The 13,359-nt window shown below is 64.8% G+C and carries 13 protein-coding genes; 2 read left to right on the top strand and 11 right to left on the bottom strand.

Annotated elements, in window-relative coordinates:
- Positions 1-104 precede the first annotated feature (104 nt).
- Together RX330_RS07730 and RX330_RS07725 are read left to right on the top strand one after the other, a co-directional pair.
- Positions 105-377: a hypothetical protein gene (locus tag RX330_RS07730; protein WP_317242597.1), complete on the top strand. Its 273-nt coding sequence runs from the start codon at positions 105-107 to the stop codon at positions 375-377.
- A 115-nt stretch (positions 378-492) separates the two neighbouring features.
- A complete protein-coding gene (locus RX330_RS07725) occupies positions 493-798 on the top strand; it encodes a hypothetical protein (protein WP_212080722.1) in 306 nt (101 codons plus the stop codon).
- Positions 799-865: 67 nt separating this feature from the next.
- On the opposite strand, the gene RX330_RS07720 is transcribed toward RX330_RS07725, so the two are convergent.
- The 11 genes from RX330_RS07720 to RX330_RS07670 all read right to left on the bottom strand — a co-directional run bounded on the left by RX330_RS07720 (position 866) and on the right by RX330_RS07670 (position 13,355).
- Positions 866-1,021 (bottom strand): hypothetical protein, encoded by a 156-nt coding sequence (locus RX330_RS07720; RefSeq protein ID WP_212080721.1) that lies wholly within the window; start codon positions 1,019-1,021, stop codon positions 866-868.
- A gap of 89 nt (positions 1,022-1,110) precedes the next feature.
- The gene (locus RX330_RS07715) at positions 1,111-1,629 is read right to left on the bottom strand and encodes a septal ring lytic transglycosylase RlpA family protein (RefSeq protein ID WP_317242596.1); all 519 of its coding nucleotides are present in this window, start codon (positions 1,627-1,629) and stop codon (positions 1,111-1,113) included.
- A 171-nt stretch (positions 1,630-1,800) separates the two neighbouring features.
- Positions 1,801-3,396: an NAD-dependent malic enzyme gene (locus tag RX330_RS07710; RefSeq protein ID WP_249152998.1), complete on the bottom strand. Its 1,596-nt coding sequence runs from the start codon at positions 3,394-3,396 to the stop codon at positions 1,801-1,803.
- Positions 3,397-3,800: 404 nt separating this feature from the next.
- Positions 3,801-4,802 carry a Bug family tripartite tricarboxylate transporter substrate binding protein gene (locus RX330_RS07705; RefSeq protein WP_317242595.1) on the bottom strand — a complete coding sequence of 334 codons (1,002 nt, stop codon included), beginning with the start codon at positions 4,800-4,802 and terminating at the stop codon, positions 3,801-3,803.
- Positions 4,803-4,904: 102 nt separating this feature from the next.
- The gene (locus tag RX330_RS07700; RefSeq protein ID WP_317242594.1) at positions 4,905-7,229 is read right to left on the bottom strand and encodes a mechanosensitive ion channel domain-containing protein; all 2,325 of its coding nucleotides are present in this window, start codon (positions 7,227-7,229) and stop codon (positions 4,905-4,907) included.
- An 824-nt stretch (positions 7,230-8,053) separates the two neighbouring features.
- The gene (locus tag RX330_RS07695; protein WP_212080716.1) at positions 8,054-9,091 is read right to left on the bottom strand and encodes a patatin-like phospholipase family protein; all 1,038 of its coding nucleotides are present in this window, start codon (positions 9,089-9,091) and stop codon (positions 8,054-8,056) included.
- Positions 9,088-10,017 carry a polyphosphate kinase 2 family protein gene (locus tag RX330_RS07690; protein ID WP_317242593.1) on the bottom strand — a complete coding sequence of 310 codons (930 nt, stop codon included), beginning with the start codon at positions 10,015-10,017 and terminating at the stop codon, positions 9,088-9,090. Before RX330_RS07690 ends, RX330_RS07695 begins: the two co-directional genes overlap by 4 nt.
- Positions 9,977-10,996 (bottom strand): branched-chain amino acid ABC transporter permease, encoded by a 1,020-nt coding sequence (locus tag RX330_RS07685; protein ID WP_317242592.1) that lies wholly within the window; start codon positions 10,994-10,996, stop codon positions 9,977-9,979. Before RX330_RS07685 ends, RX330_RS07690 begins: the two co-directional genes overlap by 41 nt.
- A complete protein-coding gene (locus RX330_RS07680; protein ID WP_212080713.1) occupies positions 10,993-11,874 on the bottom strand; it encodes a branched-chain amino acid ABC transporter permease in 882 nt (293 codons plus the stop codon). The genes RX330_RS07685 and RX330_RS07680 overlap by 4 nt, the downstream gene beginning before the upstream one ends.
- 5 nt (positions 11,875-11,879) lie before the next feature.
- A complete protein-coding gene (locus RX330_RS07675; RefSeq protein WP_212080712.1) occupies positions 11,880-12,584 on the bottom strand; it encodes an ABC transporter ATP-binding protein in 705 nt (234 codons plus the stop codon).
- A 3-nt stretch (positions 12,585-12,587) separates the two neighbouring features.
- Positions 12,588-13,355 carry an ABC transporter ATP-binding protein gene (locus RX330_RS07670; protein ID WP_212080711.1) on the bottom strand — a complete coding sequence of 256 codons (768 nt, stop codon included), beginning with the start codon at positions 13,353-13,355 and terminating at the stop codon, positions 12,588-12,590.
- Between the last annotated feature and the right edge of the window lie 4 nt (positions 13,356-13,359).

Genomic DNA, 13,359 nt, shown 5'->3' with positions numbered 1-13,359 from the left:
TTCCCGACGACTGCGTTATATCCGGTGCATTGAGATGCAGCGACAGGTGTGAGCCCCGGCACACAAGACCGCGTGCTGGGGCATTTCTTGCGTGAGGCGGGGCGATGGGGGACGTTGTTTCGGAGTCAAAGGTCGATTTCGGCGCGCTCGCGGTGCTTTATAAATGGCCGTCGCTTGCCAACCAGCGTCAGCCGGACCGCAAGCCGTACCAGGTGAGCGAGGGCACGCTCGACGAATGCATCTCGGCGTTCATCGAGAAGCCGGCGGCGACCAGGCATCTCTATGAGATTCATACGGCGGCGCAGCCGCCGCTGGTCACCGATGTCCTCTCGCCCGAGCACGTCATCGAGCTATCGCGCTGGAGAGAATTTCTCTGATTGCGTGCAGATGCCGAAGCTGCACGTGCACGGCAAGCGTCTCGCACACCCACAGGAACCTTCGTCCGACTCTTCCCGTTAACGGGGATCGGAAGCCAAGGCGTGAGTGTCTGAGATGCTTGGAGCTGGCGTGCCATCCCCGGTCGTGCCCTACGGTGCAGACCAGACCCTGTTCGTGGTGATCGACCGCCGCGACGAGGCGACTGAAATCCGCATCGAGCGGAGTGATCTCGAAGCCACGATCCGCGAGTTCGTCGCCGGCTGCTTCAACGACCCCATCAAGGTGATCTCGTTCAACACGCTCGAACACTGGATGAAGGACATCTCGACCGATGTCGCCGGCGAGATCAAGGCGCGCTGCGAGATCGACGGCCTGGAGCTGCCCGACTATCTCAGCGACTTCGTCGAGCGCCATAGCTGAGGGGGCGTGATCCAATCGCTCCGACAAGGACGCGAGGAGCGGAAGCGCGCCGGGCTGGCTTGCGGGACTACGCGCTGCGGCGCTTGCCGGCGATGACCTCGATCTCGCGGCGGCGCTCACCGGCAAAGGTCAGGAGCCTTTCGATCGTCATCGTATCCGTGATCCGTTTGGCGAGCCGCTCGGCGCGCGCCGCCTGATCTTCGAGATACTGGATCGTGTTCAAACGCCGCCTCCCCAAAAGCCCCGAATTGTCGGACAGGTATGGTGCGACAGAGCAACTAACAGCCGGTTAAGCGCCGCGATGGTGCGAGCTCATTGCACGACCTCGAGCCGGACATTGGTGATGCCCTTGTCGACCATGCCGAGCGCCTCGGCCGCGGAAGGGGAAATGTCGACCACACGCCCGCGAATATAGGGCCCGCGATCGTTGACCCTGACCGTGACGAAACGACCGGAGTTGGTATCGGTGACGCGCAACTTGGTGCCGAACGGCAGGCTGGGATGCGCCGCGGTCAACTCGTTCTTGTCGAACTTCTCGCCGCTCGCGGTCTCGGTATCGGAATAGAAGCTGGCGATGCCATGCGAAGCGGTCTGCTTCGCATCACCGGCGGGAAGACGCGCCCGGCTGATCGGGCGTGAATGCAGCGCCGCCACTTTGTGCGGACGCTCCACCGCGGCTTGGCGGCTGGCGCCGGCGAGATCGGCCTTCTGGCGGCCGACGGGGGATTGCGCGCAGGCGGCAAGCGAGGCGGCGGCGGCGATGGCCAGCAACAGCCGGCATGAGGTTGCGAAGGAAATCCGGGCAGTTTCGGCACGTGCAATACGAGACATGGTACGCCCTCCGAACGGCCGGATTTTCGGTGGGCAATCGGGGCAGAACCTTGTCGGAACAAAAGCGGTGCTGAGGCCGCCGCCGTTTCGCGCCGGCCTGTGACGATTCCACCACAGTGAGGCGTACCGAAAAGGGACAGGCCACCAGAGGTGGCCGGCCAATCCGCTGTCTCAGTAATGCGGCTCGTACATCCGGGACTGCACCAGGGCCTTGACGTCATTGGGGGCCGGTCCGTCCGCTAGCCCGCGCTGATAGGCGACGTCCGCGACGGCCGCGGCGATGCGGATGGAGACCTCGCGGATGCGCGGCAGCGCCGGATAGAGACTGCCCTGCGCGAGGTCGTCCTTGCCGACGCAATCGGCAAGCGTATGGGCGGCCGCCATGAACATCTCGTCGGTCACGAGGCGCGAGCCGCTGGCGATGACGCCAAGGCCGACGCCGGGGAAGATGTAGGAGTTGTTGCCCTGGCGCGGGACGAACGTGCGGCCATTGAGCTTCACCGGGTCGTACGGGCTGCCGCAGGCGAACAGCGCGCGGCCGGCGGTGTAGCGATAGGCATCCTCCGCCGAGCATTCCGCCTTCGACGTCGGATTGGAGAGCGCGAACACGATCGGCTGCGCGTTGAGCTCGGCCATGGTCTTGAGAACCTCGGGCGTGAAGGCACCGCCGACCGCGGCGACACCGATGATCGCCGTCGGCTTCAGCGTCTTGATCGCGGTGAGAAAGTCGGAGATCGGCGCCTGGTCGGCATGAGCATAGCGCAGCTTGTGGCCGGATAGGCCTTCGCGACCGCCGACGACGAGGCCGCGGGAATCCACCAGCCAGTTGCGCCGGAGCGCTTCGGCCTCCGTTGCGCCCTCCGCCATCATGGCGGAGACCACGAGATCGGCGATGCCGGTCGCCGCCTCGCCCGCACCGAGGAACAAGATGCGCTGGTCGGCGAGCTTGCCGCCGGAGATGCGCAGCGCCGAGAACAGGCCGGCGAGCGCCACCGCCGCGGTGCCCTGGATGTCGTCGTTGAAGACGCAGGCTTCGTCGCGATATTTGTGCAACAGCTTGAACGCCGAATGGTTGGCGAAATCCTCGAACTGGATCAGCACGCCCGGAAACGTCTGTCGCGCTGCTTGCATGAACTCGTCGACGAAGCTGTCATAGGCTTCGCCCGTGAGCCGCCGCTCGCGCAGGCCGAGATAATAGGGATCGTTCAACAGCTCTTCGTTGTTGGTACCGACGTCGAGAACGATCGGCAGGCACGCTTCCGGATGCACGCCGGCGCAGGCTGAATAGAGCGACAGCTTGCCGACGGGAATACCCATGCCGTTGGCGCCGAGATCGCCAAGTCCCAGAATGCGCTCGCCATCGGTGACGACGATCAGCTTGGCCTGATAGGGCCAGTTCTTCAGCAGCTCGGCGATCTGGCCGCGGTCACGCGAGGAGATGAACATGCCGCGCGGCCGCTGGAAGATCAGACCGTATTTCTGGCAGGCGAGCCCGACCGTCGGCGTGTAGATGATCGGCTGGATCTCGTCGATATTGTCGACGACGACGCGGAAGAACAGCGCCTCGTTGCGGTCATGCAACGCGTTCAGCGCGACGTATTTCTCCAGATCGGTCGGCAGCGTGCGCAGATTGGTGAGGACGCGCTGAGCCTGCGTCTCCATCGTCAGCACGCAAGGCGGCAGGAGGCCGCGCAGGCCGAGTGCGTCGCGCTCGGATTCCGTGAAAGCGGTGCCCTTGTTGAGCAAGGGATCGCGCAACAGCGACATGCCTTGCGGCGGATTGGACGACGTCGATTGGGCAACGACCCGGGCAGGTCTATTCACGAATTCCCCCAAGGAGCTTCACATTGAACGGCGGACATTGTCGGCCAGCGCACCAACGAGATCAAGGACGTAGAGAGCAAGGTATCGATTGTGATCTCGCACCGCAGCGAGATTGTCGCGAACGACTAGTAATCGCGCGATAAAGGGTTAATGGCGGGGCGACGCTCTCCTCATGGTAGGTACTAAGAGCAGCGCCCCCACTCTCCGCTCGTCATTCCGGGGCGCGCGTCAGCGCGAACCCGGAATCCATCGGGCCGCGGAGACGGTGGCGCAATGGATTCCGGGTTCGCGACTTCGTCGCGCCCCGGAATGACGAGAAGACCTTCGGGATGCGGCGCCGCGCGCAGCTATTCCGGCTTGATGTTGGCCGCCTTCACGATCGGCCACCATTTCGCGGTCTCGGCCTTCTGGAAAGCCGCGAGCGCCGCCGGCGTCTGCTGGTCGGGCGGTGGTATCTCCTGTCCCAATTCGGCAAAGCGCCGCTTGACCGCGGCATCTGCAAGCACGGCGACGATGGCTGCGTTGAGCTTGGCCACGATCTCCTTCGGCGTGTTCTTCGGTGCCCAGATGCCGTGCCAGTAGGAAATATAGAGCCCGGGCAAGCCGGCTTCGTCGACGGTCGGGATATCGGGGGCGGACGCAAGCCGCGTCGGCGAGGTCACCGCGAACGCCTTGATCGCGCCGCTCTTGACGTGTGCCAGCGAGTTCGCCGCCTGATCGAACATGATGTCGATCTGCCCGGCGACGAGATCGATCATGGCGGGCCCTGCACCACGATAGGGCACGAACTGGAAGTCGGTGCCGGTCTTGTCCTTGAAGAAGACGGCGGCGACGTGGGCTCCTGTGCCCGCCCCCGAGGTGCCGGCGGTGGCCTTGCCGGAATTGGCCTTCAGCCAGGCAATCAGCCCCTTGAGATCGTTCGCCTCGAGCGACGTCCGGCCGACGATGAGCTGCGTGCCCATCGCGATCATTGCAACCGGCTCGAAGTCGTCCACGACGTCATAAGGCAGCTTGAGGATCGCACCGTTCAGCACATGCGTGCCCCAATGACCGATCGTGATCGTGGTGCCGTCAGGCGTTGCGCGCGCGACGCGGGCGCCGGCGATGCTGCCCGAGGCGCCGGCCACGTTCTCGACCACGACCGTGGTGCGCAGCTCGGCGGCAATCCGCTCCGACAGGATCCGCGCCAGCGTATCGGTCGGACCGCCCGCCGCGAACGGTACGATGAGGGTCATGGGGCGCGAGGGGGACGGCTGCGCCTGACCCGGCGCCGTCCACGCTGCAGAGCCGGCCAACGCGCACAAGACGATCACATGGCCGCGCAAGACGGCCCATAGCCCTCGTGTCATTCCACCCACCCATTGTCGTCGCCCGCATGTTGGCAGCGGGCTGCAGGCAGAGTGAACGCTGCCGGGTGGATGGAGGCAAGCCGGAAATTTCCCGCCGGGCGACTATCCGGCCGCCCGCCTCGGCGTCAGATGAGCCGAGCCGTCTGCCGACGGCGCGATATGCATCAGGATGGTCTGGGTGGCGGATGCGACGTCGATGCCGTTCTGCTGGAAGCGCAGCTTCATGCGGCGGTAGAATTCGCGCTGGACCGGCCAGCGGCCGGCCTCGGTGCAGCGGATCTGGCCGACGATCGTCACCATCGCGCCGTCGACCTTGTCGATACCCCACAGATCGAGGTCGCCGCGGATCAGCGCGCGGAATTCGGGCTCGCGGCGCATCTCGTCGACGATGTCCTTGAGGATCTGGCCGGCGCGGTCGGTGTCTTCCTTGTAGGCGACGTTGACGCTGACCGAGGCGTTGCCGGCGCCGCGGCTGGCATTGGTAATGGTCGTGACCGCGCTGAACGGCACGATGTGCACCGCGCCGTCGCCTGCGCGCAGGCGGATGGTGCGGATCGAGACGTTCTCGACCACGCCCGAGAGGCCGGAGACGCTGACATTGTCGCCGACCTGCACGGTGTTCTCCAGCAGCAGGAACAGACCGGTGATGAGGTCCTGCACCAGCTTCTGCGAGCCGAAGCCGATGGCGATGCCGACGATGCCGGCCCCCGCGAGCAACGGCGCGACGTTGACGCCGATCTCGCTCAGCGTCGTGAGGCCGACCACGGTGGCGATCAGGCAGAGCAGCGCGGTGCGCAGCATCGGCTGGAAGGTGCGCAGGCGGGCGGCACGGGCATAGTGGCCGTCCCGCGACAGCGCGTTGATCTGGCGGTCGAGCAGCGCGTTGCTGGCTTCCCAAATCGCCGCAGCTATGAGGACGGCGACGCCGATCGTCACCACGGCCGAGATCAACCGGCTGCCGATCTGGCCGCCATAGAACCAGACGATGGCGTCCACGCCCCAGACCTCGAGCACGGCCACGAAGCCGATGAAGACGATCGCGCCGGAGACGATCTTGCGCAGCAGCGGCAGGTAGCGATTGGCGCGGATCTCGAGGCCCGGAAAGCGCTGGAGGATCTCCGGCTTGATGCGGAAGCCACGGTCGATCAGGCTCAGCGTCAGCATGATGGCGACGCGCGTGATCACTGCGACCACGATGGTGCCGACGAAATACTGGAGCAGCAGCGAATAGCCGTTGCGGATGTTGAGCGCCCACACCGCCCAGAGCGCAAGATCGAGCGCGATCGCAAGATAGTGCCAGCCGCCGGCGACGCGGTTGCGCAGCCGCGCCGCGAGTCCCGCCTGGTCGGCCGGCGCGCGAATGGCGTCCGCGACCTGGCGGCGACACTGCAGGATGATGACGACGATGAAGAGATGTACGACCAGCATCACCATGCGGAGCAGCGCGGCGTAACCGGCACGATGCAGGCCAAGCAGCAGCGCCACGTTGGCGAAGGCGATGCCTGATACGCCGACGCCGACGATGCGGCGCGCCCAGATCTCGACATAGGCCGCGGTCTCGGCCCTGACGGGAAACAGGCCGAACGGCCCCGCCAGCGCACGGATCACGCAGATGAGCCCGCGCGAGAACGCATAGGCGTTGGCAACCGCGAGGATCACGAGGCGGACGGTCGTGGGCTCACCGATCTCCGTTCCGAGCAATGCGGTGGAGACGCCCATGAAGACGAACACCGGAAGCAGTTCGAGCACGAGGCGTCCAAGCACGAAAGGCAGCCGCAGCACGACCTGCCAGATCCGCGCCAGGCCGTGGCGGCGCTTTTGCAATTCGGGTGCCGGCGTCACATCGGCGACTGACGACGGCGGATCAGCGATGGGCAGCGCCTGCGACGGCAGGCCCGCCATCTGCGGCACGCGTCCTTCCAGAAATGCGACCGGACGCCGGATCAGGCGGAAGAGCACCCATTCGGACGCTAGCGCGCAACCGAGCACCAGTGTGAGCTTCCAGGCAATCTCGATCAGGAGATTGTAGGCCGCAGGATCGTTCGCGGTCCGCACGATCCAGTAATAGAACGCCGGGAAATGCGTCAGCGTCCGCGCCACGCTGGCGATCTCGCTCGAGATCGCGCCGATCTCCTCCGACACCGTGAGCAGGAGCTGCGCACCGAGGCCGTCGGCAGCGAGCGGGATGGGCGACTTCTGGTCGGACGCTGGCGCTTGCGGACCAGACGCATTGGCGATCGTGCGCAGCGTATCGATCATCTGCGCACGTTTCTTGTCGTCCTGGAGCGTCTCCAGCGCACGCTTGGCTTCCTCGGGCGACAACGCGACGGCACCGTTCGCGGCCGGCGTCTCGGCGCGGGCGACGGAGGGAGATGAGATCGCGAGGAAGAGAGCGGCGAGGAGCGCCGGGACGATCTTATGCGACACGCGGATTCCCTGAAAAAATGAATGCGACACGCGGTGCCGTGGCCGTCACCGCGCAAAGCGCATGCGTCATGTCGGATTGCCGCTATTCGCCCGTCGCCTGTGTCGGAAGTTGGCCGAGGAGACGACAATCTCTTGGCATTTGCCGCAGTGCGAAGATGGGGCTCTTCAGCCCAGCGCGGCGCGATCGGTCATTCCGCGGGACTTTCAGCAGCTTGTGCGGCAGATGGCCGGGACAAGCGCGGCCAAGACGGTGTGGAATCCGACGCGAGCCACGTCCACTCGTCATACGCGATCGCTCCCGTCATTCCGGGCGTCGGCCCGGAATGACGGCGAGGAGGAGGAGAAAGGAGGATGTCAACGCACCTGTCGCGGCCGGCCTGATCACGGCCATCCGACACGATCGGTGAGCAAAATACAGCGCCGGGAAGGTAGGGGCTTTGCCTCACTGATGCAGCCCGCTAAACCTTGACCCGGCGTGCCGTTCGCGGTTTTCGCCGCTATGCGATAGTCCGAACGAGCTCCATCGCACTTAACGCGGCTGGATTTGCGGAGGTGGAGTCATAGACCTCCCCTTGCTCATGAGGTGGACGTTGCGCGTCGCTTGTTTGCGACCATGGCCATGCTCCTCCTGTGACACAAGACTGTCAAGCGGGATCAATCGGGAGAGAGATCACAATTGGACGCACGAGTTCCGCGCCGGGCAAAGCAGGGGGAGGTCAATTCGATTCGCAAAATCAGCAGCCACATGACGCCCCAGCAAGCCATTGATTTCGCTACGCCCGGCTACTGTGCATGGGGTTGTTTTCGCAATTATTGTCTCCGGCCTAAAGAAACATGTCGGCCAGGTCGGCCGTCGAGGACGTCCCGACCCGGTCGAAATTGCGCGCCAGCCAGCTTTGCGCAGCCGCGCGGCCCTCATCGCGCAGGCGGCACAACAGGCTCCATTCGGGATGGAATTGCGTGGCCGTGCCGAGCTGCGACATCAGCTGATCGTTGCCGATCCAATGCATGTACATGCGGCTGTGTCTCGCGCTGTCGAGCTCGCCATCGTCGATCAACCGCGTGGCGAAGGCGATCGCACGCATCTCGCGCATCAGAGACGAATTGAAGCTGATCTCGTTGATGCGGTGGAGGACGTCGGCGGCACTGGTCGGCAGCTCGTCGCGACGGATCGCGGTGACCTGCACGATGACAACGTCATGACTGCCCTTGCGGTAGATCAGCGGATAGATCGCGGGATTGCCGAGATAACCGCCATCCCAGTAATGCTCGCCGTCGATCTCGACGGCCTGGAAATAGGGCGGCAGGCAGGCCGAGGCCAGCACGGACTCTGCGGTGAGATGCGGGCTCTGGAACACCTTGATCTTGCCGGTGCGGACATTGGTGGCGTTGAGAAACAGCGCTGGCGACTCAGGCGCGGAATTGAGCCGGTCGAAATCGACGACGCGCTGCAAGAGCGAGCGCAGCGGATTGATGTGGAAGGGATTGAGCAGGTTCGGCGGCAGCGTGTGCGTCAGCGTGTGGATGAAGGCGTGAACCGGATGATATTCCGGCGGCAGCTTGAGCGCCTGGATCCACTGGTTGAGCGGCGAGAGCAGATCGTACGCCATGTCCATGCGCGACACTTCGTACCAGAAAGCGTGCAGGTTCTCCCGCGCCGCCTCCGCGCCTCCGTTCGCCATGCCGGAGGCCATGGCAACTGCGTTCATCGCACCGGCGCTGGTGGCGCTGATTGCCTCGATCCCGAGCCTGCCGTCCTCCAGCACATGGTCGAGCACGCCCCAAACGAAGGCGCCGTGCGCGCCGCCGCCCTGGAGCGCGAAGCTGACGTTCTTCCGGTCCGCGGTCCTACTGGCTGTCACGTTGCTCGCTTCCTGCCCCCTTTTTCTTCCTTCTCCAGCGCCCTGCGCACCGCGTCGAATTCCCGCAGCGAGGCCTTGTCGGCGTGCGGGAAGCGCAAGTCGAGCTTTTCGAGCGCCGCATTGATGACCGAGCCGATCACGACGCGGGCGAACCATTTGTGGTCGGCGGGCACGACATACCAGGGCGCGTAAGGCGTGGCGGTGTGCCGGACGATGTCCTGATAGACCGCCTGATAGCGTGGCCACAGCGCGCGCTCCTCGATGTCGCCCATCGAGAACTTCCACTGCTTGGCCGGCTCCTCCAGCCGGTCGAGGAAGCGCTCGCGCTGCTCGTCCTTGGAAATGTTGAGGAAGAATTTCAACACCACGGCGCCGCTGCGGCAGAGGTAGCGCTCCCAGGCGGAAATATCCTCGAACCGCTCCTTCCAGATGTTCTTGGTGACGAGCCTCGGCGGCAGCTTTTCCTTGGCGAGGATCTCCGGGTGCACGCGCGTCACCAGGCATTCCTCGTAATGGGAGCGGTTGAAGATGCCGATATGGCCGCGCTCGGGCAGCGCGACGGCGTGACGCCAGAGGAAATCGTGGTCGAGCTCCTTGCTGCTCGGCGCCTTGAAGGCATGGACTTCGCAGCCCTGCGGGTTGATGCCCTCGAAAATCGCCTTGATCGCGCTGTCCTTGCCGCCGGCATCCATGGCCTGGAACACGATCAGGAGCGACCAGCGGTCCTGGGCGTAGAGCTTTTCCTGAAACCCGATCAGCCGCTTCTTGTTGGCCTCGAGGATCGCTTGCGCCTTCTCCTTGTCGAGATCACCTTTCTCGTCGGTCTTGTGCGCCTTGAGATGAAACTTGCCCGACCCATCATAGCGGAATGGCGTGATGTAGCGGTCAAGTTCCTGGGCGAGCGACTGGGACGGCTTCTTGCTCATGAGCGCGGGACACCTTGCGTTGCGGCTTCAATCGGTCGAGCACGCTACCAAGGATGCCCTTGGGAAGGAATATGATGAAAAGCACCAGCAGCACGCCATAGACGAGATTGTCCCAGCCGACCGCCTTGGTGCCGAAGCCGATGCGAAGGGATTCCGCCAGGAGGATGGTGATTACGGCGCCGAAGGTCGGTCCGAGCGAGACGAACAGACCGCCGACGATGGCCGCGAACACCATCTGGAGCGACACCGCGATGCCGCTGACCGTGTCCGGCGTGATGAACATCTGGTACTGGCAGTAGATCGCGCCCGCCAGCGCCGTCATCACCGCGCTGAGCAGCGTGATCTTCAGCTTCTCCGCGGTGACGTCGACGCCGGCGGCGGCGGCGGCGTCCTCGTCCTCCGAAATCGCCTCCAGGGCGTACCGCGCCATGCTGCGGTCGACCCAATGCCAGACCACGATGCCGAAAAGCCAGACCCCGAGCGCGATCAGGTACCAGGTCGTCTTGTCGTCGAACTGCAGCGCCAGCAGCCTGTTGCCTGTTGCCCGGTTCGGCGTATAGCCCAGCGAGCCGCCGGTGTAGTCGCGCGTTGCCGTGATGACCTGGAGCACGATGCCTGACAGCGCCAGCGTCACCAGCACGAAATAGTGCCCGGTGATGCGGAAACGGAAGCAGGGATAGCCGACGATCAGCGCCAGCGCGCCGGCCGCGACCATGCTGACGGGAATGCCGATCCAGGGCGACACGCCGAGATGATTCCACAATAGCGCGGTGACATAGGCGCCGATCCCCATGAAGCCGCCATGGCCCAGCGAAACGAGGCCGAACCGCCCCATCATCGACCACGACGTATAAGCGAACGACCAGATCAGGATCAGCACCAGGATGTGCAGATGATAGGGATCGCGATAGACGAAAGGAAGCGCAACCAGCGCCGCCAATCCGATCCCCCAGGCTGCGAGCCGCCCCTGTCCCATCATCGGCGCCTCGCAAGCAGGCCCGCGGGCCGGATGAACATCATGACGATGAAGAAGGCGAAGGCGAGCACGTAGCCCCATTCGAGATCGGAGAACAGGCCGCCGAGCGAGATGATCTCGGCGAAGACGAACGCGGCGATGAAGCCGCCGATGAAATTGCCGAGGCCGCCGAGCACGCAGATCAGGAAGGTGATCGGCCCGAAGGAGAGACCGACGAAGGGGTGCACGTCATATTGCAGCACCAGCAGGCAGGCCGCGAGCCCGGCCAGCGCGCCGCCGAGCGCGGAGGTGATGAGATAGATCCGCCTGGTGTCGACACCCATCAGCGCCATGATCTGGCGGTCCTGCGAGATGGCGCGGATGGCGGTGCCGGTGAAGGTCCGCGTCATGAACAGGTAGACGGCGACCATGCCGACCAGCGCGGCTAGGAACGACAGCAGCCGCGCGTAGCTGAAATTCATGTCGCCGAAGGCGAGCACCGGCAGGCGGATGCCGAGATTGCGGAAGTCGATGCCGAAGGCAACGGTGGCAAAGCTCTGCAGCACGAACAGAACGCCGCCGGTCGCGAGCAACTGGTTGATCGGCGGCGCGGTGAGCAACGGCGCGATCACGAGGTAGTGCAAGGCGGCGCCGAGGAGCGCGACCAACAGGATGGTAAACGGCGCTGCGACGAAATAGCTGACGCCGTAAACCTGCACCATGAAGTACATGGCGTACATGCCGATCATCACGAGCTCGGCGTAACAGATCCAGGTTACGTCGATCACGCCGAAGATCAGATTGAGTCCGAGCGCGAGCAGTGCCAGCACGCCGCCGAGCAGGATGCCGTTGATGACGGCTTCCAGCAGGTAGATGTCGAAAATATCCAGGAACGCCTGCATGCCCATCACACCCCGAGATACGCTTCCTTGACGGTGTCGCTCGCCAGCATCTCGGCCGATGTGCCGGACGCCCTGATGGTCCCCGCCTCGATCAGATAGGCGCGATCGACCACCTTCAGCACCTGCTGCACGTTCTGCTCGACGATCAGCACGGTCAGCCCGCTGGCGCGGATCCGCTTCACCAGTTCGAACACCTGCTGCACCACGACCGGCGCAAGGCCCGCCGACGGCTCGTCGAGCAGCAGCAGCTTGGGGTTGGACATCATCGCGCGGCCGATCGCGCACATCTGCTGCTCGCCGCCGGACATGGTGCCCGCCATCTGGTGGCGGCGTTCCTTCAGGCGCGGAAACAGGTCGAACACGACCTCGAGCCGCTCGGCATAGTGCTCGCGCGCCCCCTTCATGAAGGCGCCCATCTTGAGGTTGTCGTCGACCGTGAGCTGCGGAAACAGCCGCCGGTTCTCCGGTACATGCGCAATGCCGAGGCTGACGATCTTGTGCGGCGGCGTCGCCACGACGTCGACACCTTCCATCCGGATTGATCCGCGCGAGGGCCGGATCAGGCCGGAGATGACGCGCATCAGGGTCGTCTTGCCGGCGCCGTTGGGGCCGATCACGCCGACGGCTTCACCGGCATTGACGTCGAGACTGACGTCGAACAGCGCCTGGAACGTGCCGTAACCGGCATTGACGCCGCGGAGCTCCAGCATCGGCTAACCTCCCGCGCGGCGGCGCGCTTCGGCGGCCGCGGCTTGCGTGGTCTCGGCATCGGTGCCGAGATAGACCTCGATGACGCGCGGATCGCCCGCGACCGCGCTTGGCAGGCCCTCCGAGATCTTCTCGCCGTGATCGAGCACCATGACGCGGTCGACGACCCGCATCAGGACGCCCATGATGTGCTCGACCCAGATGATGGTGATGCCGAGCTCGTCGCGGATGTTGCGCAGCATGTCGGCCGCCTGGTCCATCTCGGCCTCGTCGAGCCCGCCGAGGCTTTCGTCCGCGAGCAACAGCTTTGGCGCGGTGGCGAGCGCCTTGGCCAGCTCGAGCTTCTTCAGACCGGCGGCACCCAGGCCATCGACGCTCGCATGGCGATCGGTCGGCAGGCCGACCATCGCCAGCGATCGCTCGGCCGCTTCCTCCGCCTTGATACGGCTGTGGCGGCCCTGGCCGTAGAAACCGGCGAGCGCGACATTCTCGAAGATGGTCAGGCGGCGGAAAGGCCGAGGAATCTGGAAGGTGCGGCCGATGCCGCGGTTGATGATCCGGTGCGGCGCAAGGCCCGCGACCTCGTGCCCGGCAAACAGGATCGATCCGGAGGTCGGCGCCAGCGTACCCGAGAGCATGTTGAAGATCGTGCTCTTGCCCGAGCCGTTGGGGCCGATCAGACCGAGGATCTCGCCCTGATCGACCTTGAACGACACGTTGTTGACGGCGGTGAAGCCACCAAACCGCTTCACCAATCCGTTCACTTCCAGCACCGTC

Source organism: Bradyrhizobium sp. NDS-1, from assembly GCF_032918005.1.
Lineage (GTDB): Bacteria > Pseudomonadota > Alphaproteobacteria > Rhizobiales > Xanthobacteraceae > Bradyrhizobium > Bradyrhizobium tunisiense.
Note: the sequence above shows the minus strand (reverse complement) of the source record. Positions and strands in the feature narration are given on the sequence as shown.